The sequence below is a fragment of the Pantoea dispersa genome, from assembly GCF_014155765.1.
Lineage (GTDB): Bacteria > Pseudomonadota > Gammaproteobacteria > Enterobacterales > Enterobacteriaceae > Pantoea > Pantoea dispersa.
On the sequence record NZ_SCKT01000004.1, the window covers coordinates 118,296 to 140,369 of the forward strand.

Annotated in this window: 20 protein-coding genes; 17 read left to right on the plus strand and 3 right to left on the minus strand. The window is 58.3% G+C overall.

Annotation, left to right across the window (positions count from 1 at the left end; genetic code table 11):
* Positions 1-174 precede the first annotated feature (174 nt).
* The 5 genes from H7K56_RS13845 to H7K56_RS13865 all read left to right on the plus strand — a co-directional run bounded on the left by H7K56_RS13845 (position 175) and on the right by H7K56_RS13865 (position 4,784).
* A complete protein-coding gene (locus tag H7K56_RS13845) occupies positions 175-777 on the plus strand; it encodes a hypothetical protein (protein WP_021507674.1) in 603 nt (200 codons plus the stop codon).
* 125 nt (positions 778-902) lie between these two features.
* The gene (locus H7K56_RS13850) at positions 903-2,342 is read left to right on the plus strand and encodes a circularly permuted type 2 ATP-grasp protein (protein WP_058770669.1); all 1,440 of its coding nucleotides are present in this window, start codon (positions 903-905) and stop codon (positions 2,340-2,342) included.
* The gene (locus tag H7K56_RS13855) at positions 2,336-3,265 is read left to right on the plus strand and encodes an alpha-E domain-containing protein (RefSeq protein ID WP_021507672.1); all 930 of its coding nucleotides are present in this window, start codon (positions 2,336-2,338) and stop codon (positions 3,263-3,265) included. Before H7K56_RS13850 ends, H7K56_RS13855 begins: the two co-directional genes overlap by 7 nt.
* The gene (locus tag H7K56_RS13860; protein ID WP_150361199.1) at positions 3,262-4,062 is read left to right on the plus strand and encodes a transglutaminase family protein; all 801 of its coding nucleotides are present in this window, start codon (positions 3,262-3,264) and stop codon (positions 4,060-4,062) included. Before H7K56_RS13855 ends, H7K56_RS13860 begins: the two co-directional genes overlap by 4 nt.
* 17 nt (positions 4,063-4,079) lie before the next feature.
* The gene (locus tag H7K56_RS13865) at positions 4,080-4,784 is read left to right on the plus strand and encodes a proteasome-type protease (protein WP_031279727.1); all 705 of its coding nucleotides are present in this window, start codon (positions 4,080-4,082) and stop codon (positions 4,782-4,784) included.
* A 44-nt stretch (positions 4,785-4,828) separates the two neighbouring features.
* Here the strand turns inward: H7K56_RS13865 and H7K56_RS13870 are convergent, their stop codons facing one another.
* Positions 4,829-5,449: a response regulator transcription factor gene (locus H7K56_RS13870; RefSeq protein ID WP_150361201.1), complete on the minus strand. Its 621-nt coding sequence runs from the start codon at positions 5,447-5,449 to the stop codon at positions 4,829-4,831.
* Positions 5,450-5,723: 274 nt separating this feature from the next.
* Between H7K56_RS13870 and olsF the strand changes: the two genes are divergently transcribed.
* The gene (gene olsF / locus H7K56_RS13875) at positions 5,724-7,427 is read left to right on the plus strand and encodes a bifunctional ornithine lipid synthase OlsF (protein ID WP_150361203.1); all 1,704 of its coding nucleotides are present in this window, start codon (positions 5,724-5,726) and stop codon (positions 7,425-7,427) included.
* A gap of 256 nt (positions 7,428-7,683) precedes the next feature.
* The gene (locus H7K56_RS13880; protein WP_031279726.1) at positions 7,684-10,527 is read left to right on the plus strand and encodes a sensor domain-containing protein; all 2,844 of its coding nucleotides are present in this window, start codon (positions 7,684-7,686) and stop codon (positions 10,525-10,527) included.
* A gap of 64 nt (positions 10,528-10,591) precedes the next feature.
* Here the strand turns inward: H7K56_RS13880 and ftnA are convergent, their stop codons facing one another.
* The gene (gene ftnA / locus H7K56_RS13885) at positions 10,592-11,098 is read right to left on the minus strand and encodes a non-heme ferritin (protein ID WP_150361205.1); all 507 of its coding nucleotides are present in this window, start codon (positions 11,096-11,098) and stop codon (positions 10,592-10,594) included.
* Positions 11,099-11,555: 457 nt separating this feature from the next.
* Between ftnA and H7K56_RS13890 the strand changes: the two genes are divergently transcribed.
* The 3 genes from H7K56_RS13890 to H7K56_RS13900 are packed head-to-tail and all read left to right on the plus strand — an operon-like array spanning position 11,556 to position 13,801.
* Positions 11,556-12,224: a nucleoside recognition domain-containing protein gene (locus H7K56_RS13890; RefSeq protein ID WP_150361207.1), complete on the plus strand. Its 669-nt coding sequence runs from the start codon at positions 11,556-11,558 to the stop codon at positions 12,222-12,224.
* A complete protein-coding gene (locus tag H7K56_RS13895) occupies positions 12,214-12,687 on the plus strand; it encodes a YjiG family protein (protein WP_021507664.1) in 474 nt (157 codons plus the stop codon). Before H7K56_RS13890 ends, H7K56_RS13895 begins: the two co-directional genes overlap by 11 nt.
* 10 nt (positions 12,688-12,697) lie before the next feature.
* Entirely contained in the window at positions 12,698-13,801 is a 1,104-nt protein-coding gene (locus H7K56_RS13900) for a M20 peptidase aminoacylase family protein (protein ID WP_150361209.1), read from the plus strand.
* Between the two features lie 6 nt (positions 13,802-13,807).
* Here H7K56_RS13900 and H7K56_RS13905 read toward each other — a convergent pair whose 3' ends face one another.
* The gene (locus tag H7K56_RS13905) at positions 13,808-14,422 is read right to left on the minus strand and encodes a hypothetical protein (RefSeq protein WP_150361210.1); all 615 of its coding nucleotides are present in this window, start codon (positions 14,420-14,422) and stop codon (positions 13,808-13,810) included.
* Between the two features lie 314 nt (positions 14,423-14,736).
* Here H7K56_RS13905 and prfC point away from each other — a divergent pair, with 314 nt between their 5' ends.
* The 7 genes from prfC to deoA all read left to right on the plus strand — a co-directional run bounded on the left by prfC (position 14,737) and on the right by deoA (position 22,067).
* Complete coding sequence (prfC, locus tag H7K56_RS13910; RefSeq protein WP_021507661.1) at positions 14,737-16,326, plus strand: peptide chain release factor 3; 1,590 nt, start codon at positions 14,737-14,739, stop codon at positions 16,324-16,326.
* Between the two features lie 259 nt (positions 16,327-16,585).
* Positions 16,586-17,176, plus strand: coding sequence for a molecular chaperone OsmY (gene osmY / locus H7K56_RS13915; protein WP_021507660.1), 591 nt, complete (start codon positions 16,586-16,588; stop codon positions 17,174-17,176).
* Positions 17,177-17,274: 98 nt separating this feature from the next.
* Positions 17,275-17,436 carry a DUF1328 domain-containing protein gene (locus H7K56_RS13920; RefSeq protein ID WP_007893192.1) on the plus strand — a complete coding sequence of 54 codons (162 nt, stop codon included), beginning with the start codon at positions 17,275-17,277 and terminating at the stop codon, positions 17,434-17,436.
* Between the two features lie 178 nt (positions 17,437-17,614).
* Positions 17,615-18,667, plus strand: coding sequence for a patatin-like phospholipase family protein (locus H7K56_RS13925; protein ID WP_031279725.1), 1,053 nt, complete (start codon positions 17,615-17,617; stop codon positions 18,665-18,667).
* Positions 18,664-19,440, plus strand: coding sequence for a TatD family hydrolase (locus tag H7K56_RS13930; protein WP_150361212.1), 777 nt, complete (start codon positions 18,664-18,666; stop codon positions 19,438-19,440). The genes H7K56_RS13925 and H7K56_RS13930 overlap by 4 nt, the downstream gene beginning before the upstream one ends.
* 413 nt (positions 19,441-19,853) lie before the next feature.
* A complete protein-coding gene (gene deoC / locus H7K56_RS13935) occupies positions 19,854-20,633 on the plus strand; it encodes a deoxyribose-phosphate aldolase (protein ID WP_058759551.1) in 780 nt (259 codons plus the stop codon).
* A 111-nt stretch (positions 20,634-20,744) separates the two neighbouring features.
* Entirely contained in the window at positions 20,745-22,067 is a 1,323-nt protein-coding gene (gene deoA / locus H7K56_RS13940) for a thymidine phosphorylase (RefSeq protein ID WP_088516047.1), read from the plus strand.
* Positions 22,068-22,074 lie beyond the last annotated feature (7 nt).

Sequence of the window (22,074 nt, forward strand, 5' to 3'; positions counted from 1 at the left end):
ACGCCGGGTAAACGAGGCGCGCCACGGCATGCCACGAAATGTTAAATATGTTAATAAGTAATTTGGCTTTAGTAAGCTAAATCATTCTTTTATGTGAATTTTGCCGGTGTGCGCACATTGCAATGCCCGGTGGCTTTGCCACAATTAGGCAACGTGGCTATCCGGAGAAAGAGTATGTCTGCCCAATCTTCCAGTCTGCTGTTACTGATGTCTTTCGCCGCCGGTACCTTTTCCGCGGGATCGTCAGGTAACCCGCAGCATTTAATGTTATCGCTGCCGTCCGGCGGTGTACCCAATAATCCGCTGCCGCTGATCATCTGGCCGTGCGTAGTGCCGGAAGAGGAGGAGGACAGCGCGGCCTGGTTTGAAAAAACCTTTAGCGCCAGCGGCTGGCCTGCGGCGTGGCGCGCGCCGATTTTTCCTTACACCCACTATCATCCCAACACCCATGAGGTACTGGGCGTCGGCGCGGGCTGGGCGGAAGTGCTGTTTGGCGGCGACAGCGGCCGCATGGTGACGCTGCGTGAAGGTGATGCGGTGCTGATCCCGGCCGGCGTGGGCCATAAACAGGTGTTTGCCTCCGACGACTTTTTCACCGTTGGCGCCTATCCTGAAGGAATGTCACCGGAAACCGTGCGCGACGAACCCTCCCGGCTGCGCGCGTCGAAAGAGCAGATCCAGCGCGTGCCGCTGCCGGATCGCGACCCGTTTACCGGCGGCGAAGGAGCAATGACCGAAATCTGGCTACCAGTGGCGCAGCAGCTGATGCACCAGTAAGGTGCAAGGCAACGATTATCCGGCGCGGCTCCGCTTTCGGGGCGCGCGTGCCGTTGCGGCGGCGGGCCTCTGGCACACTTTGTGCAGGAGAGAAGTCAGGTCCTCTGACAAGCGCCGGGTAAATCATGAAAGCACGCGACCAGATAGCATCAACCTTCTACGATGAGATGTTGCAGAGCGACGGTCAGCACCGCGCTCACTATCAGCATTACTGGGAATGGTTACAACAGGCGGACAAAGAGGCGGTGGCGCGTAAACGTGAAGAGGCAGAACTGCTGTTTCATCGCGTTGGCATCACCTTCAACGTCTACGGTGACGATGGCGGTGCCGAGCGGCTGATCCCGTTCGACAGCGTGCCGCGCATCATTCCTGCCAGCGAGTGGGCGATGCTGGAACGCGGCATTCGCCAGCGCGTTCAGGCGCTCAACGCCTTCCTGCACGATATCTACCATCAGCAATATATTCTCAAAGCCGGCATCGTGCCAGCCGAGCAGGTGCTGGTTAACGATCAGTATCAGCCCTGTATGCAGGATGTCGATCTGCATCGCCAGATCTACGCGCACATTACCGGTGTCGATATGGTACGCAACAGCGACGGCGACTATTACGTGCTGGAGGATAATCTGCGCACGCCCTCCGGCGTCTCCTACATGCTGGAAAACCGCAAAATGATGATGCGCCTTTATCCGGAGCTGTTTGCCGCGCAGCATATCGCGCCGGTGGAGCGCTATCCGTCGCACCTGCTGCAGACGCTGCGCGAAAGCTCGCCGGTTAACGATCCGGTGGTGGTGGTGCTGACGCCGGGACGTTTCAACAGCGCCTACTTCGAACACAGTTTTCTCGCCCAGCAGATGGGCGTGGAGCTGGTGGAGAGCGCCGATCTGTTTGTCAAAGACGGCGCGGTGCTGATGCGTACCACCGCCGGGCCGTGCAAAGTGGATGTGATCTATCGCCGCGTGGATGATGCCTTTCTCGATCCGCTCGCCTTCCGGCCGGATTCGATGCTCGGCGTGCCGGGATTACTGTCGGTATACCGATCCGGCAATGTGGTGCTGGCGAATGCGATCGGCACCGGCGTCGCCGATGACAAGTCGATCTACCCCTACGTGCCGGAAATGATCCGCTACTACCTTGATGAAGATCCGATCCTCAATAATGTGCCCACCTGGCAGTGCCGCAAGCCGCAGGATCTGAGCTACGTGCTGGCCAATCTGGCGCAGATGGTGGTGAAAGAGGTGCACGGTGCCGGCGGTTACGGCATGTTGATTGGCCCGGTCGCCAGCCAGCAGCAGCTGAGCGAGTTTCGCGAACGGCTGCTGGCGCGGCCGGACAATTATATCGCGCAGGATACGCTGTCGCTCTCCACCTGCCCGACCTTTATCGACAACGGTCTGGCGCCGCGCCATATCGATCTGCGGCCTTTTGCGCTGTACGGCGCGGATATCCGGCTGGTGCCGGGCGGCCTGACGCGCGTGGCGCTGACCGAAGGCTCGCTGGTGGTGAACTCGTCGCAGGGCGGCGGCACCAAGGACACCTGGGTGCTGGAGGATGACACATCATGCTAAGCCGGACGGCCAGTGGCCTTTACTGGATGGCGCGCTATCTCGAGCGCGCAGAACAACTTGCCCGGGTATTGGATGTGACCCATCGCCTGTCGCTGATGCCGGTGCGCAATCGTCAGGGCGACGAACTGCTGTTGCCGCTCAACCTGACCGGCACGCGTCAGCTGTTTGAAACCCTCAACGGGCGCTGCACCATGCCGCAGCTGTTTAACTTCTTCGCGCTGGATGAGCGTAACCCGAGCAGTATTTTCAGCTGCTGGCAGGCGGCGTGGAACAACGCGCACGCGGTGCGCGGCAGCCTGTCATCCGAAGTGTGGGAAAGCATTAACTCGACGTGGATTGAGATGCGCAACACGCGCCGCCGCGGCATCTCGCCGGCCGGTGCCGACAGCTTCTTTGACTGGGTGAAAGAGCGTTCGCATCTGTTTCGCGGCGCGATGTCCGGCACGCTGCTGCGCGGTGATGCGCTGCGTTTTATCCGGCTTGGCACGCTGATGGAGCGCAGCGACGGCACCGCGCGGCTGCTGAGCGTTAACCAGCAGCTGCTGGAGCAGCATCCCGATACGGTACGGGAATATTACTGCCTCGACAGCCTGCTGCGCGCAGTGTCGGCGCGCGAGGCCTACAACGCCATCTTTAAGCAGCAGCTGATGCCGCCGCTGGTCAACGAAATGCTGATCCTGCGCAGCGAAAGTCCGCGCTCGCTGCACTCCTGCATTGAAGAGATCGCTAGCCAGCTGGAGCAGATTGGCAGCAGCGGCGAGGATCGTCCGCGCTATCTCAGTACGGTCCTGCTGGCGGAGATGCGCTTCAGCACCTGGGAGAGCCTGACGCGCGACGGCCTGCAGCCGTGGCTGGACCATTTTCTCAGCCGCATCAACGCGCTGGCGGAGAGCATCAATCACACCTATCTGGAGGCGAAATGAGACTGAACATTGAGCATAAAACCTGGTACGCCTATGAGCAGCAGGTAAAACTCAGCACCCAGTATCTGCGCCTGACGCCGCAGAATTCGGTGCACCAGCAGGTGCTGTCGTGGCAGCTCGATCTGCCGTGTGAGGCGACGCGCACGCTGGATGCCTATGGCAACGTGCTGCACGTGCTGACGCTGGACAGGCCGCATCAGCTGCTGGAGATTGCCGCGCGCTGCGTGGTCGAGATTCTGGATGCCAGCGAGCTGGCGCCGGATCCGCAGTCGACGTTGTCGCCGCTGGTGTTTCTGCGCGCCACGCCGCTGACCCAGCCGGACGGGGCAATCCGCGACTTCGCCCGGCGCTACTGGCAGGCGGAGAAACCGCTCGCCAGCCTGGAAAAACTGATGGACGAGCTGCTGCTGAAAATGCCGTACCAGCCCGGCAGCACGCAGGTGAGCGACAGCGCGGCGAAAGTGTTTGCTGCCGGCAGCGGCGTTTGCCAGGATCACAGCCACGTGTTTCTCGCCTGCTGCCGCAGCCTGGGGATCCCGGCGCGCTACGTCAGTGGCTATCTGTATACTGACAACGTTGAACACGTTGCTACCCACGCCTGGGTTGAAGCCTGGCTGGATGGCAATTGGCACAGCTTTGATATCACCAATAACACGCGCAGTACGCGGCAGCATTTGCGGCTGGCGGTGGGCGTCGACTATCTCGATGCCTGTCCGGTGCGCGGCATTCGTCTGGGCGGCGGCGGTGAAGATATGCTGGCGGTGGCTGCGGTGCAACAGGTGCACGGGCAGCAGTAATCGGAACAGGCGTAACTATGACTTATTGTGTGGCAATGCGTTTATCGGCCGGGATGATTTTTGTCTCGGATTCACGCACCAATGCGGGCGTGGATCATATCTCCTCGTTTCGCAAACTGCATGTGTTTCAGGTGGACGATGAGCGCACGCTGGTGCTGCAAAGCGCCGGCAATCTGGCGACGACGCAGAGCGTGATGAGTCTGCTGCGGCGCAACTGCAACGACAGCGAACAACCCAATCTGCTCAACGGGCGTTCGCTGTACGACATTGCGCTGCTGGTGGGCGCCACGCTGCGTGAAGTGATTGCGCGCGACGGCGAGGAGTTTGGCGGCACGCTGCTGCTGGGCGGGCAGATTCGCGGCGAAGAGCCGCGGCTGTTCCAGATCTATCCGCAGGGCAACTTTATTGAAGCCAGCGTCGACACGCCGTACTTCCAGATTGGTGAGAGCAAATACGGTAAGCCGATCATTGATCGCGTGCTGCGCTATGAGACCTCGCTCAGCCAGGCAATGCAGTGTGCGCTGATCTCCATGGATTCGACGCTGGCGAGTAACATCTCCGTCGGCCTGCCGCTCGACGCGATGGTTTACCACAGCGACAGCTTCAGCGACAGCGAGCAGTACCACATCACCGAACAGCATCCCTACTTTTCCCAGATCCGCCAATTGTGGAGCAAAGGGTTACTGAGCGTGTTCTCTCAGCTGCCGCCGCTCAAGCTCTGACCTGCTGCCCGGTCGTCACGCTGGCGGACCGGGCCGGGTTTGACTCATACCAGATCATTGGCGCGCGCCGCCGTATTAATTCCGCTAATTCCTTTCAGGCCGAGCTTACGCAGGATTTTAATTTTATAAGTGCTGATGGTTTTACTGCTCAGCTGTAATTGTGAGGCGATCTCTTTATTGCTCATCCCGGAGGCCAGTTTCACCAGCACAATCAATTCGCGGCGCGTTAAACTCATCAATTTCTCGCTTTCAATCAGTTCGGCGGCATCCGCCGCGCTGTGCGTGACCGGATAAAAACGTTTTCCGCGCTCGACTTCTTTTATTGCTGTCAATAAAGTTTCCAAATCGCCGCGTTTACACACATAGCCTTCTACCCCTAACTGCAGGCAACAGCGTTGATAAAACAGGCTTTCTGAGGCGGTAAAAACAATGATTTTTTGCTGCGGCAAAATACGTTTAATGTCGGCAATCAGCGGAATACCCGCGCGGCCGGGCATGGTCAGGTCCAGCAGCACCACGTCTGGCTGCACGAGATGTAATTTGCTAATCAATAAATCGCCTTTGTTAGCCATGCCCGCAATTGAATAGTCATATGCTTGCAGCAGTGCCTGGATACCCGCGCAGATTAATGGGTGGTCATCAACTATAAATACCGAATTAATCATATGTGTAGTCCAAAAATAAATAAAAAAAGAACGCAAGGAATAAACACCGATGAAAATTCTTTAGCAGAGGTGTGACCAGATTAATTCACGGGTCTTAAGAATAAGATTTAAGTCCTGTCTGGAAATTTCTTATTTAAGGTAAAGTCGCCTTTTTCATGCGCCAGAGCAAAGCGCGCTTATACTTTTTCCTGTCCGCATCTGCCGTGGTCATAAATCTGAAAACAAGCCGTTTTAACGTCAGAGGAATAAACCGCTGCGTATAAAAAGGTGCACCATGTTTTCCGTTGATCAGCTTCTCAATACTTACTGGCCAGGCCAGCAGCCAGCGCACTGGCAGAAAAGCCTGCTGAAGTGGGCGGTGCGTGAACAGGAGTTTCAGGACTTTGCCCAGCGCTATCCGCATCTGAAAGGGGTGGATATGGTGGAGCAGGTGCTGGAGCACCTGGATGTGCGCTGTGAGCTCAGCGAACGCGACCTTGAACAGATCCCGACGCACGGGCCGGTAGTGATCGTCGCCAACCATCCGCTTGGCGCGCTGGACGGCCTGGCGCTGCTGGCGGCGGTATCGCAGGTGCGGCGCGACGTGAAAATCGTTGCCAACCGCATGCTGATGATGCTGGAACCCATCAACAACCTGATGCTGCCGGTGGATAACATGGGCAACCGCACCAGCCGCGAGCAGCTGACGCGCATGCAGCAGCATCTCGACAACCAGGGCGCGCTGATTATCTTCCCGGCCGGTGAAGTCTCGCGCCTGTCCAGCCGCGGCGTGCGTGACCGTCACTGGCACCACAGTTTTCTGCGCCTGGCCGCCCGCGCCCGCGCGCCGCTGGTACCGGTGCACGTGGCAGGACGTAACAGCCTGGCGTTTTACGCCGCGGCGAAGGTGGCGGCACCGCTGGCGCTGCTGATGCTGGTGCGCGAAATGTTCCGCCAGCGCGGCACGCGCATCAAACTGCATATCGGCGAGCAGATTCCCTTCGCCAACTGGCACGATGGCCATACGCCGGGCAAAGAGCTGGCGAAGCGGCTGCGCAAGCATCTGTACCGCATCGGTCAGGGACGGAGCGGTCTGTTTCTTACCGAAGCCGCCATCGCCCGCCCGGAAGATCGCGCTGAGCTGAAAAAAGCGTTGCTGGAGAGTGAACGGCTCGGGACGCTGCCGGACGGCAAACAGATATACCTGTGGCGGCGCAACGGGGCCAGCTGGGTGCCGCTGCTGCGTGAACTGGGCCGGCTGCGCGAAATCGCCTTCCGTGCGGTGGGCGAGGGCAGCGGCAGGCGGCGCGATCTCGACAAGTATGACGATGATTACTATCACCTGATTTTATGGGATGACGAGGCGCTGGAGATTGTCGGGGCCTACCGCTTTATTCCCGGCGCCGAGCAGCTGGCGCGGCGCGGGCTGCAGGGCATCTACAGCGACAGCCTGTTCCACTATGACGAGCGCATGCTGCCGATTATTCAGCAGGGGCTGGAACTGGGGCGCAGCTTCATTCAGCCGGCCTACTGGGGCAAGCGCGGGCTGGATTATTTATGGATGGGCATCGGCGCTTACATTGCGCGCTATCCGCAGACGCGCTACCTGTTTGGCCCGGTATCAATCTCCGGCACCATGCCGCTGGCGGCGCGCGATCTGCTGGTGGCGTTTTACCGTCTCTACTTTCCGACCGACCTGCCGCTGGCGAAGTCGCGCCGCCCTTATCCGGCGTCGCTGCCGGAGGTGCTGGCGCAGTTCACCGGCGATAACTATGCCGACGATTTGCGGCGTCTCAAGCATTTGCTGGCTAATCTCGGTACCGCGATTCCGACGCTGTACAAACAGTATTCGGAAGTGTGCGAGCCGGGCGGCGTGCAGTTTATCGATTTCGGCAGCGATCCGGATTTCAATCACTGCATTGATGGTCTGGTGCTGGTCGATCTGTCTCGCGTGAAACCAGCGCGTTATGAGCGCTATATCGGCATGCATTTAACCTGAACGCGCCAGATGACGTCAGTTAATGCCACCTGACAGCACGCCGCCGGAGAATCTCCGCGCGGCGTGCTGTCAACTTTGCGCAATAAATCCACTATCCCACTGAACATTTTCTCGCCACTGCCGATAACCACACTACCAACTTTTGTCTGCGGATGATTTGCGCTTGTAAGCGATGCGCTTTTGCGTTTAAGTCTGCCTGAAGATTAAGAATTATCTTAACTGCGCATCGAGACCAGGCCAGCATAGGCGAACAACAATGAACAATAACTCTGACGTAATGTACCGGCTACTGGTGCAGAGCGTGGTGGATTACGCCATCTACATGATTAAGCCGGATGGCACGGTGGCTAACTGGAACATCGGGGCGCAACGCGCCAAAGGCTATACCCCCGAAGAGATTGTCGGGAAGAATTTTGCGCTGTTTTACAGTGAAGAGGATCGGCGCAACGGCGCGCCGCAGCGCGGTCTGGCCATCGCCACCGCCACCGGGCGCTATGAAACCGAAGGCTGGCGCTATCGCAAGGACGGCAGCGCCTTCTGGGCGCACGTGGTGATCGACGCCATCCGCGATGAGTACGGCGAATTGCTGGGCTTTGCCAAAATCACCCGCGACTGCACCGAACAGCAGGCGCAGCAGCGTAAACAACAGGAACAGGAGCAGCGTTTCCGTTTATTGGTTGAAGGCGTAACGGACTACGCCATCTACATGCTCGACCTTGACGGCAACGTCGAAAACTGGAACGCCGGCGCGCAGCGCGCCAAAGGCTACGTGGCCGAAGAGATTGTCGGTCAGCACTTCTCGCGCTTCTACAGCGCACAGGATCGCCTGAACCATATCCCGGAACGCAACCTGACCACCGCGTTTAAAACCGGTCGCTTTGAAGACGAAGGCTGGCGCTATCGCAAAGATGGCAGCGCCTTCTGGGCGCATGTGATCATCGACGCGATTCGCGATGACGCCGGCAAACTGATCGGCTATGCCAAAATCACCCGCGACTGCACCGAACAGCAGGCGCTGCTGCGCAAGCAGCGTGAATACGAGAAAACCTTCCGCCTGTTAGTGGAAGGCGTGACGGATTACGCCATCTACATGCTGGATTTACAGGGCCGGGTGGTGAACTGGAACGCCGGCGCGCAGCGCGCCAAAGGCTACATGGCTGACGAGATCGTGGGCCAGCACTTCTCCGTGTTCTACGGCTCACCGGAACGTCAGGCACGCACGCCGGATGCCAATCTGGGCATCGCGCTGAAAACCGGTCGCTTTGAGGACGAGGGCTGGCGCTACCGCAAAGACGGCTCCGCCTTCTGGGCGCATGTGGTGATTGACGCGATTCATGATGAAGAGGGCAAAATGATCGGCTTTGCCAAGATCACCCGCGACGTCACCGAGCGGCGTGAGCACGAGCAGCAGCTGCTGCGCGCGCGCGATCTGGCGCAGGCGCAGAGCGCCAAAATGTCGGAGCTTTCCGGCTTCCTCGACACCATCATCAGCAACATTCCCTCCTGCGTGATCGTCGAAGACGCCATCAGCCGCGAAATCCTGATGGTCAATGACAAAGCCGAGCAGCTGTTTGGCTTCAGTAAGTCGCTGATTATGCATAAGCGGCCACACGAATGTATGTCGGCGGAACTGAGTGATTACTTCAACAGCCTGGCGGATATCGCGCTGCGCAGCGAAGGCATTCACGCGCGCGAGCAGCTGTTACTGACCGCCGGCGGTGAGCGGGTGTTGCACACCCGCGCCACTACCATCAGCGGCAAAGACATGCGGCAGAATTACGTGATGCTGATTGTGGAAGATGTCACCGATCAGCGCGAAGCCGATGCGCGCATTCGTCACATGGCGCATCACGATAATCTTACCAGCCTGCCGAACCGCATCCTGTTTCGCCAGAAGCTGAGCGAGGCGCTGCGTGTCGATCAGCAGCAGGGCCAGACCAGCGCCACGCTGTGTCTCGATCTGGATAACTTCAAGAACGTGAACGATGCGCTGGGGCATCAGATCGGTGACGATCTGCTGCGGGTGGTGGCGAAGCGGTTGCGCAGCGTACTGCGCGATCAGGACACGCTGGCGCGCATCGGTGGCGATGAGTTTGCCATCGTGCTGCCCAACGTGCGGAATGCCGATGAGGCTGCGATTGTGGCGCAGCGCCTGATCGAGGCGATCCGCCCGCCGGTGAATGTTGAAGGCCACAACCTGTCGGTCGGGCTGAGCGTCGGCATCGCGCTGACCTCGCAGGCCACCAATACGCCGGAACATATGCTGCGCTGCGCCGACATGGCGCTGTATGAAGCCAAGCGTAACGGCCGTAACCGCTATGAGCACTTTACGCTGGAGATGGATAATGTGGCGCGCAGCCGCCGGGTGATCGAAAACGATCTGCGCGAGGCGATCACCGGACGGCAGCTCAAGCTCTACTATCAGCCGATCACCAACGAGACCGGCATCATTGGCTATGAGGCGCTGATGCGCTGGCATCATCCGATCAAAGGATTGATCATGCCGAATGACTTCATTCCGATTGCCGAAGAGACCGGGCTGATCCATATGCTCGGCGCCTATGCGCTGTACGAAGCCTGCCGCGAAGCGCAGAGCTGGGAAACCGAACAGTCGGTCTCGGTCAACCTGTCGCCGCTGCAGTTTAAGAACAGCTCGCTGGTGTCGGTGGTGGAGGGCGCGCTGCGCGAATCCGGCCTGGCGCCGCATCGGCTGGAGGTGGAGATCACCGAATCGGTGCTGCTGGATGATACGCTCGGCAATATCCGTACGCTGCAGAGCCTGAAAACGCTGGGCGTGCAGATTGCGCTCGACGACTTCGGCACCGGCTACTCGTCGCTCAGCTATCTGCGTTCGTTCCCGTTCGATAAGATCAAAATCGACAAGTCATTTATCAATGATATGGGCGACAGCCGCGAGGCGCTGGCGATCATCCGCGCGATTACCGGCATGAGCCGCAGCCTGGATATTCAGATCACCGCAGAGGGCGTGGAGAGTAATGAGCAGTTTGTCCGCCTGCGCGAAGAGGGCTGTACGCTGTTTCAGGGCTACCTGTTTGGCCGGCCACAGCCGTCGGAGCTCAGACTGAAGGCGCTGGAGTAAGCACAAAAAAACGCCCGACAGGGTCGGGCGTTGTGCATGCTGCTGTGCATAATCTTTATTATTTTTACTGGCCGTGGCCTTCGACGTTCATGCGGCCCAGATCTTTGTCCACCAGGAACAGACCTTCGCCTTTGTTGCCCACCAGCGCCAGCTTGTCCAGCACGGTTTTGAACAGCTTCTCTTCTTCGTGCTGCTCGGCAACGTACCACTGCAGGAAGTTAAAGGTGGAGTAATCCTGCGAAGTCAGCGCGGCGTGCACCAGCTCGTTGATTTTGCTGGTGATCAGCTGCTCGTGCTTGAGCGCTTCTTCCAGGACATCATTCAGCGAGTTCCAGCTTACCGCCGGCGCGGCGATGCTGCCCAGCACCGGCAGTGAACCGGCATCGCTGACGTAATCAAACAGCTTCTGCATATGCTGCATCTCTTCGCGCGAGTGCATTTTCAGGAAGCAGGCGGCACCTTCGAAGCCTTTGTCGCTGCACCAGGCACTCATCTGCAGATAGAGGTTGGCGGAGAAGAATTCGAGGTTAAGCTGGTCGTTCAGGCGTGAGGTCATTTCAGCGGTTAACATGGCTGAGTCCTTTTTAATTTCTCAGGTGAAGTACGGCGAATTATGCATCAATCTATACTTTTTTGTGAAGGTTTTTTCGTAAAAAAGTTGAATTTATCTTATTGATTATAAATGGAATTATTCCGCTAGTTGAATGCGAAGAATTCTCAACTTTGACTAATTTTCATTCACAGTCCGCAGCACTGTTTTAGTGCAGCTGCGTTGCCTGCTGGCGGTGCAGCGTACAACCGCACCGATCACTTCTTCGCCAGTCAACCCGCCGATAAAATAAGCACTGGCGCGACCAGCAATAAACCTGGCACGGCGATATAAACGCTTATTCCGGCTGCTGCTTGTTACTGAACAAAATTAGCCATAGCGAAATTAAAGAAAGTGCGCGTTGGCATAAATCCTGCTTGGTTAATAGTTCCGTATATTGCAACCACGTCTGGCAGAAATAGGGCCAGCAGGAGAAAAGATGTCTGAAGAAAAAATCATGGCCGCGCCACAAACGGTCACGGCGAGCGCCGGAAATTATCTCGCGCTGATACTGGCAATACTGTTTTTTTCCGGTTTGCTTTATAAGGTCGAAGGCTTTGGCTGGCTGGGCGCGTTTGATTTCACCACGCTGGGCGGCAGCTTTGGCACTATCAAAGAGTCAGGTTCCACCTTTCTCGGCGCCGGTGGCATCAGCGCCAAAGCCGGCTTCCTGTTCGCGCTGTCGCTGGCACCTACTGTAATGCTGGCGCTGGGCGTGCTGGAGATTTTCACCCACTACGGCGCGATTCGTGCCGCCCACACGCTGCTGACGCCACTGCTGAAACCGCTAATGGGGTTGCCGGGACGCTGCGGCCTGGCGCTGATTACCGATCTGCAAAGTACCGATGCCGGCGCGGCGCTCACCAAAGAGATGGCGGATCAGCAGCAAATCGGTAAAAAAGAGCTGGTGGTGATGAGCGCCTGGCAATATTCCGGTGCCGGACTGATCAATAATTATTTTGCCATTGGTTCGGCGCTATTTGCGTCCATGAGTGCGCCGATCATTATTCCGCTGTTGCTGATGTTTGTGCTGAAATTCGTCGGTGCGGCATTTGTCCGTTTTGTGTTAAACAGTGTTTATAAGAAGGATTTTGCTGATGTCAAATAATGTACAGACGCGGGTCAATAATAATCCGTTTGATATTTTTATTGTCGGCGCGCGTAAAGGCTTCCATATTGCTATTCACAATCTGATGCCCAATGTGGTGATGGCCTACGTACTGGCGGAAGTGCTGAATCTGCTCGGCATCATGCAGTTTCTTGGCCACGCGTTTGCACCGCTGATGGGGATTTTCGGTTTGCCCGGCGAGGCGATCACCGTGTTGCTGACCGCGTGGCTGTCATCCTCGGCCAGCGTCGGGGTGGCGGTGAGCCTGATGGCGAAAGGTCTGCTGAGCGGTACCGACATCACTATCCTCGCGCCGGCGATTTTTCTCATGGGTTCGCAGTTGCAGTACATGGGCCGCCTGCTGGGCGTCGCCGATGTGCCGAAAAAATACTGGCCGCTGCTGATGCTCACCAGCATTATCAATGCGGTTATCGCTATGTTCGTGATGCGTTTTTTTGTTTAGGAGCGAAACGGTGTCCAGAGTTCTCGATCACTACCATTTTCTGCATGAAATCCCCGAGCTGGGGTTTCAGGAAGTTAAAACCTCGGCCTACATCGCCGGCCAGCTGGAACAGGCTGGCATTAAGGTCACGCGCGGCATCAACCAGACCACTGGCATCGTGGCGGAGATCGACAGCGGCGTGCCCGGCCCGGTGCTGGCATTGCGCGCCGACATGGATGCGCTCGGGCACGTGATCGACGGCGTTGCCTGCGCCCGCCATACCTGCGGCCATGACGGCCACTCGTCGGTGGTGCTGACCGCCGCGCAGGAGCTGCTGCAGGAAGGCGCTATTAAAAAAGGGCGGCTGAAGCTGCTGTTCCAGCCGGCTGAAGAGCTGGGTGCCGGCGCGCTGGCGATGATTGAGGGCGGCGCGCTGGATGACGTGGAGATGATCCTCGGCTTCCATTTGCGCCCGCTGGAGGAGTGCCAGGTCGGGCAGGCGACGCCTGCGGTGATCTATTCAGCGTGCAGCACGCTGGAGGCCACCATTAAAGGTGTTCCGGCCCATGCCGCACGACCGCATCTGGGCGTCAATGCGCTTGATGCGGCAGTCCAGGCGGTGCAGGCGGTGAACAGCATTCATCTGGCACCGGGCCTCACCTGGAGCGTAAAAGCGACGCGCTTCCTGTGCGACGCCGGCGTGACCAACTCGGTGCCGGACGAGGCGCGCGTGGTGTGGGATCTGCGTTCGCAGGAGAACGCGCCGATGGAACTGCTTAAAGAGAAAGTCAGCCAGGCGATTCAGCACAGCGTGACCGCGCTGGGCGCAACCGCTGAAGTGGTGGTGCTGAAAGAGATGCCGGCGGCGGAAATTGATGCCGATGCCACCGCGCTGCTGAGCGCCGCGATTGTCGATGTGCTCGGCGAGCAGGGATTACTGGCGGCGAAAACCACGCCGGGCAGCGAGGATTTCTTCTACTATCCGGTGAAAAATCCGCAGGTGAAAGCCGGTTTCTGGGGGCTGGGAACCAATCTGGTGCCGGGACTGCATCACCCGCAGATGCGCTTTGAGCTGAATTCGCTGGAGATCGGTGTGAAAATCTTCAAGGCGGCAGTGGTGCGCATGCTGGGGTAACGCGCCTCAGCGCGCGCCCGCGCCTACGGTCTGGTTCCACACCATCTCATCGAGCAAAATCGAGCTGTGCTGGCTGGTCTCAATCACCATTGAGACCGGCTTCATGCCGGCGAAGCAGAACACTTCGTGGCGCTTTTTGCTGGCGTTCAGGCGACGAAACGCCACGATGCGTCCGGCACGGTTGTAGAAGCGCACTTCGCTAAAGTAGGTGTTGAGACCGATGTAGCTCAGCACCAAATCGTGCAGCGGCGGCAGATCAAACTTCACCAGCGTCTGCCGCTCAATCACCAGCGCGCACTTGTCACTGTCGGCGTGATACGGTGCTAACGACACCGCGCCCCGGCGGGCGGTGGCCGACAGCGCGGCGTCCAGCATGTACGGATACTCCGGGACAAAATGCTGACCGGCAGAAAAACCGGGACGCGGCGTGAGCAGATAATGCAGGTGCGCCGGCAGGCTGCTGCGGGAAAAATCAGCGCGGCCGGTGGCTGGCACGACTGGGGTATCCGGCTTATTCATCAGCAGCATCTCGCCGGGTTTGCGGTACATCTGCGCGGGCGACGACAGGGCGGCGTTTCGGTGCGACGGGCTGTAGGTATGTTGGTTAAGCTGTAGAGTCATTTTGCTGTCCTTGCCGGGGTGACGGTTACGGACAGGCATTCTCAGTCAGACATCGCTTAGTGTTTACAAGACATGTCCTGAACTGCGCGAGCATCGTCTCATCCTGCCGCAGATTCCCCCGCCTGCTGAAATATTGTATGCTATGCCGCCTCAATGCTGATGGGATAACCGGACTGCCGCCAATGTAGATCGCACACACCCTGCTGTGACCCGACGCGCATGCGTCGCATTGGTACCGTTATCCGCCGGACTGGCTCCGGAATGATTTATTCGCAGCGCGCCGCTCGCGCGTTGCCCTGAAGAAGAATTCACTCATGTCTATTGCTCCCTTTTTAGAAGAAGTGGCGCGCCGCCGTACCTTTGCGATCATCTCGCACCCGGACGCCGGTAAAACCACAATCACCGAAAAAGTCCTGCTGTTCGGACAGGCGATCCAGACCGCCGGTACCGTTAAAGGTCGCGGCTCCAGCCAGCATGCCAAATCAGACTGGATGGAGATGGAGAAGCAGCGCGGTATCTCCATCACCACCTCGGTGATGCAGTTCCCGTATCGCGACAGCCTGGTTAACCTGCTGGATACCCCCGGGCACGAAGACTTCTCGGAAGATACCTACCGTACGCTGACGGCGGTGGACTGCTGCCTGATGGTGATCGACGCCGCGAAAGGGGTTGAGGATCGTACCCGCAAGCTGATGGAAGTGACCCGTCTGCGCGACACGCCGATCATCACCTTTATGAACAAACTGGACCGCGACATTCGCGATCCGATGGAGCTGCTGGATGAGGTCGAGAGCGAGCTGAAAATCGCCTGTGCGCCGATCACCTGGCCGATTGGCTGCGGCAAGCTGTTCAAAGGCGTTTATCACCTCTACAACGACGAAACTTACCTGTATCAGAGCGGCAAAGGCCACACGATTCAGGAAGTGCGCGTGGTAAAAGGGCTGGCGAACCCGGAACTGGACGCGGCCGTCGGCGAAGAGCTGGCGCAGCAGCTGCGCGACGAGCTGGAGCTGGTGCAGGGCGCATCGCACGAGTTCGACAAAGAGCTGTTCCTGAGCGGCGAAATCACGCCGGTGTTCTTCGGTACCGCGCTGGGCAACTTTGGCGTCGATCACATGCTGGATGGTCTGGTTGCCTGGGCGCCGGCGCCCATGCCGCGCCAGACCGATACCCGCAAAGTCGAAGCCAAAGAGGAGAAGTTCAGCGGCTTCGTGTTTAAGATTCAGGCCAACATGGACCCGAAACACCGTGACCGCGTGGCCTTTATGCGCGTGGTGTCCGGCAAATATGAGAAGGGCATGAAGCTGCGTCAGGTGCGTACCGGTAAAGATGTGGTGATTTCCGACGCGCTGACCTTCATGGCGGGCGACCGTTCGCACGTTGAGGAAGCTTATCCGGGCGATATCATCGGCCTGCATAACCACGGCACCATCCAGATTGGCGACACCTTCACCCAGGGCGAAACCATGAAGTTCACCGGTATTCCGAACTTCGCTCCGGAACTGTTCCGTCGCATTCGCCTGCGCGATCCGCTGAAGCAGAAACAGCTGCTGAAAGGGCTGGTCCAGCTGTCGGAAGAGGGCGCCGTGCAGGTGTTCCGTCCGGTGCACAACAACGATCTGATCGTGGGTGCGGTGGGCGTGCTGCAGTTTGATGTGGTCGTGGCGCGTCTCAAGAGCGAGTACAACGTTGAGGCGATTTACGAGGCCATCAACGTGTCGACCGCCCGCTGGGTTGAGTGCAGCGACGCGAAGAAGTTCGACGATTTCCAGCGCAAAAACGAGATCAACCTGGCGCTCGATGGCGGTGACAACCTCACCTATATCGCCCCGACCATGGTCAACCTCAACATCACGCAGGAGCGCTATCCTGACGTGACCTTCCGTAAAACGCGCGAGCACTAAGTTCGCCGTCTTCACCGGGCTGCTGCTTTCTGCCGCCCGGTTTTCTCCGATACAGACTCCTCTTAATTGCGCTGCGGTTATCGCTTTTTGGCGAGATATCAACCACAAAAGCCAGCAAAAGCTGTAATCCCTACTATGATTATTCTGTCGGACGAGAAAACGGACCTGTGGGTCTGATTACGTCCATCACGCAGCAACGTGGTGTGTTGCTGGCGCATTCGCGGTTGCGAGTGGGTTAACTGATAGAAGGATGATATCGATGAATAAGACTAAGATTGCTAAAACCCTGATTGCTGCACTGGCCGGTACTGCGCTGTTAAGCGGCGCGGCAATGGCGGCTGATACCAGCAGCAGCGCGGGTTCCAAAATCGATAGTTCTATGAAAAAAGTCGATGGCTTTATGGATGACAGCGGCATCACCGCCAAAGCCAAAGCCGCGCTGGTGGACGATGAAGCGATTAAAAGTACGGATATCTCGGTCAAAACGCAGCAGGGCGTGGTTACGCTGAGCGGTTTTGTCACCTCGCAGGACCAGGCTGAGAAGGCTGTGGCGCTGGTGCAGAAGGTGGAAGGGGTTAAATCCGTCAGCGACAAACTACACGTCAGAGACAGCAAACAGAGTTCATTGAAAGGTTATGCAGGTGATGCAGCAACCACCAGTGAAATAAAAGCTAAACTTTTAGCAGATGACATTGTGCCATCGCGCAACGTGAAGGTGGAAACCACCGATGGCGTGGTACAGCTGTCCGGGGAAGTGGCGAATCAGGCCCAGTCCGATCGGGCTGAGAAGATCGCCAAAGCCATTGAAGGCGTGAAAAGCGTGAAGAATGACCTCAAGGTGAAATCTTAACGCAACCGGAACGGCATCACCAACGGTGCCGTTCCGTATTAAAAACAGTGATGTGAAGAATAAGCAGTTCGATTTTCACTATGGTAAAGGAGAGGCTTATGTTTCGTTGGGGTATTATCTTTCTGGTCATCGCTCTGATTGCTGCAGCATTAGGTTTTGGCGGTCTGGCGGGTACGGCAGCATGGGCAGCTAAAATTGTCTTTATTGTCGGTATTATTCTGTTCCTCGTGAGCCTGTTTACCGGGCGCAAACGACCCTGACCCACTGCGTTAACCATGTTAACCCGCTAGTCACATAAAGCGGAGGCCAGTCATTGCCACCATTGAAGGTGCGCCGCGACGATTGCAGGATGCGGTTGGTCAGGGAACGACAATGACTGGTTCTCCGGGATGCTGATTGAGCGCCTCCCTCAGAGCAGCAAACACTGAGGGACATCCATTGGGAATACGCATCCCGGTGTCGCTGGACACCTTTGAGCCACTGGCACTCACGCCATTCAAATCCAAAAAAATCGCGCTGGTCTGCGAAGGCGGCGGGCAACGCGGCATCTTCACGGCGGGCGTACTGGATGAATTTCAGCGCGCAGGCTTTAACCCCTTTCAGTTAATGCTCGGCACCTCAGCCGGGGCACAAAATCTCTCAGCCTTTGTCTGTGCTCAGCCCGGTTATGCGCGGCGCGTGATTACCCGATATACCACCAGTAAACTGTTTTTCGATCCGCTGCGTTTTGTGCGCGGTGGCCACCTGATCGATCTCGACTGGCTGGTCGATATCACTAAACAGGAGTTCCCGCTGGCGCTGAGCAGCGCCGAAAGCCTGTTTGCCAAAGGCAGCGAATTTTACATGTGCGCCTGCCGCAGCGATGATTACAGCGCGCAGTATTTCAATCCCACCAATCTGACCTGGCATGACATCATTAAGGCTTCCAGCGCGATCCCCGGTTTCTACCGCAGCGGCGTGTTGATGGATGGCGTGAGCTATCTCGACGGCGGCATCAGCGACGCCATTCCGGTGCGCGAAGCGGCGCGGCGTGGCGCCGATACCATTGTGGTGATCCGTACCGTGCCGTCACAGATGGCGTATACGCCGAAGTGGTTTAAACGCATGGAGCGCTGGCTGAGCGACAGCGCCCTGCAGCCGATGATCAATATCCTTCATCAGCACGAAGAGAGCTACCGCCAGATTCAGCAGTTTATTGAACAGCCGCCGGATAATCTGCGCATCATTGAAATCTTTCCGCCAAAGCCGCTGGCCAGCATGGCGCTGGGCAGTCGTCTGGCGTCACTGAATCAGGATTATCATCTGGGCCGCCGCAGCGGGCGCTATTTCCTGGCGACGCTGGGCCAGTGGCTGAGCGATGCTGAACCGCTGGCGCGCCCGATTGCCGTGACGCCGCCTGCCGCCGTCGCCAACGCGCCGGATAACCGGCCGGTCAGCACGCCGCCGCTGGCGGGTAATGACGCCGACTACGATGCAGGATCGCTGGCATGAGATTTATCGACACCCACTGCCACTTTGATTTTCCGCCATTTGTCACCGCTGCCGAACAGAGTATCGCGCAGGCGGCGCAGGCGGGCGTGGAACGCATCATCGTGCCGTGCGTGGATGCCAGCCGTTTTGCCGTGGTGAGCCAGCTGGCGCAGCAGCATCCGGCGCTGTATAGCGCGCTCGGGCTGCACCCGATCAATATTGCGCAACATCAGGATGACGATCTCGATCGCCTTGAGCAGTACCTGCAAACGCCGGATGTAAAACGCGTGGCGATCGGGGAAATCGGGCTGGATCTGTATATGGAAGCGCCGGATTTTGCGCGGCAAACCCGGCTGCTGGAGGCGCAGCTGAAGCTGGCAAGGCGCTATGATTTGCCGGTGATCCTGCATTCGCGACGTACGCACGATCAGCTGGCGCAGCATCTGCGCCGTCACGACGTGCCGCGACGCGGCGTGGTGCACGGCTTTGCCGGCAGCCAGCAGCAGGCGGAGCGTTTCATCGCCCTTGGCTACGCGATTGGTGTCGGCGGCACCATTACCTATGCGCGCGCCAGCAAAACCCGCCACACCATCGCCAGCCTGCCATTGCAGGCGCTGCTGCTGGAAACCGATGCGCCGGATATGCCGCTGCACGGTTTTCAGGGCCAGCCAAATCGCCCGGAGCGCGCGCGTAATGTGTTCGAAGTATTGTGCCAGCTGCGCCCGGAACCGCCCGATGAGATCGCCGACGCGCTGTGGCACAACAGCCTGCGTTTGTTCGCGCTGCCGGATTGAGTATTGATCCTGCGCCTGCCGCCCCTTCACTTCATCTAATAGCGCCGTCACGGTTAATCGCCGTTGCAGTTTTGCCAGCGGCACAATTTATTGCGCGATGAATCGCGTCGCTGCAACGCCTCTGCCACTTCTGATGATGTGCTGACAACTCCCGCTCTGTCGCAAATTAACTACGCTTTAACGATATCCGATACCTTTTTGCAGCAACATTTGTGATAATAATCACAATCGTATCGTGCCGCGCTGTTCGGCAAAATAACGATTTAATGTGATAAAAATCGCTAATTGCATGTATATCAGAGCGCGGCTTCCTTTTCCTTGTGACAAGTCTCGCAATTTCACGCGGCGTGGGTTGTTATAATTATCACATTCTCCGGTGAGCAGATTTCACCGGCCTGACTTTGGAGAGCACCATGACCGATCTGAACGCGGCCGCGCAGCGCGCGCTGCAACTGATGGACCTGACCACCCTGAATGAAGACGACACCGATGAAAAAGTGATCGCGCTGTGCCATCAGGCGAAATCACCAGCCGGTAACACGGCGGCGATCTGTATCTATCCGCGCTTTATCCCGATTGCACGTAAAACGCTGCGCGAGCAGGGCACGCCGGAAATTCGTATCGCGACCGTCACTAACTTCCCGCACGGTAATGACGACATCGACATCGCGCTGGCGGAAACCCGTGCGGCAATCGCCTATGGCGCGGATGAAGTTGACGTGGTGTTCCCGTACCGTGCGCTGATTGCCGGTCATCGTGACGTCGGCTTTGCGCTGGTAAAAGCCTGTAAAGAGGCCTGCGCGGCGGCGAACGTGCTGCTGAAAGTGATCATTGAAACCGGCGAGCTGAAAGAGGAAGCGCTGATTCGTGCGGCGTCCGAAATCGCGATCGATGCTGGCGCGGATTTCATCAAAACCTCTACCGGTAAAGTACCGGTCAACGCCACGCCAGAGGTGGCGGCGATCATGATGCAGGTAATCCGTGACAAAGGCGTGCAGCAGCAGGTGGGCTTCAAACCGGCTGGCGGCGTGCGCACGGCGGAAGATGCCGCTATCTACCTGCAGCTGGCCGACGATATCCTCGGCAGCGGCTGGGCGGATGCGCGTCATTTCCGCTTCGGCGCTTCCAGCCTGTTAGCCAGCCTGCTGAATACCCTGGGCCACGCTACGGCGACCAGCAAAGCCGGTTATTGATTCACGCGGTCGCCACAATGGCGGCCCACGGTGTCACTGCCGTCAGGTGCGCATTGCTGCGCATCTGGCGGCTGTCATTCAGCGATACATCGCTTTTCCGGGGAGGCAACCTTGTTCCTGCCACAAGAAATTATTCGTAAAAAACGCGACGGTCAGCCGCTGAGCGAAGCGGAAATCCGCTTTTTCATCAACGGCGTGCGTGATAACAGCGTGTCTGAAGGGCAAATCGCCGCGCTGGCGATGACGATTTATTTTCACGACATGAACCTGGAAGAGCGCGTGGCGCTGACCATGGCGATGCGCGATTCCGGCACGGTGCTCAACTGGCAGGCGCTGAATCTCAACGGACCGATTGTTGATAAACACTCGACCGGCGGCGTGGGCGATGTCACTTCGCTGATGCTGGGTCCGATGGTGGCGGCCTGCGGCGGCTACGTGCCAATGATTTCCGGGCGCGGCCTCGGTCACACCGGCGGCACGCTGGATAAGCTGGAAGCCATTCCCGGCTTCGATATCTTCCCCAGCGACGATCGCTTCCGCCAGATCATCAAACAGGTCGGCGTTGCCATTATCGGTCAGACTAATTCGCTGGCGCCGGCGGACAAGCGGTTCTATGCCACGCGCGATATCACTGCCACCGTGGATTCCATACCGCTGATCACCGCCTCGATCCTCGCCAAAAAATTAGCCGAAGGATTAGACGCGCTGGTGATGGATGTCAAAGTCGGATCCGGGGCGTTTATGCCAACCTTTGAGGCCTCGCAGCAGCTGGCGCAGGCGATTGTCGGCGTTGCCAACGGCGCGGGATGCAAAACCACCGCGCTGCTCACCGACATGAATCAGGTGCTGGCGTCGAGCGCCGGTAATGCGCTGGAAGTGCGCGAAGCGGTGCATTTCCTCACCGGCGAGGCGCGCAATCCGCGGCTGCTGGAGGTCACGCTGGCGCTGTGCGCCGAGATGCTGATCTCCGGCAAGCTGGCGGCGAACGAAGCCGAGGCGCGGCAAAAATTGCAGCAGGTGCTGGATAACGGTAAAGCGGCTGAGGTGTTTGCCCGCATGGTGGCGGCGCAGAACGGCCCGACGGATTTCATCGAGCAGATGGACCGCTACCTGCCGGCACCGATGCTGAGCAAAGCGGTGTACGCCGATCGTCCCGGCATCGTCAGCGCCATGGACACGCGGGCGCTGGGCATGGCGGTGGTGGCGCTGGGCGGTGGCCGTCAGCGCGCCAGCGACAGCATTGATTACAGCGTGGGCCTCAGCGACATGATCACGCTGGGCAGTGAGGTCAATGCGCAGCAGCCGCTGGCGGTGATTCATGCCGCGTCGGAAGCGCAATGGCAGCAGGCTGCAGCGGCAGTGAAAGCGGCGATAACGCTCAGCGACCATGCTCCGCAGGCCACGCCGGTGGTGTATCGCCGCATCAGCGAATAGTGGCGTA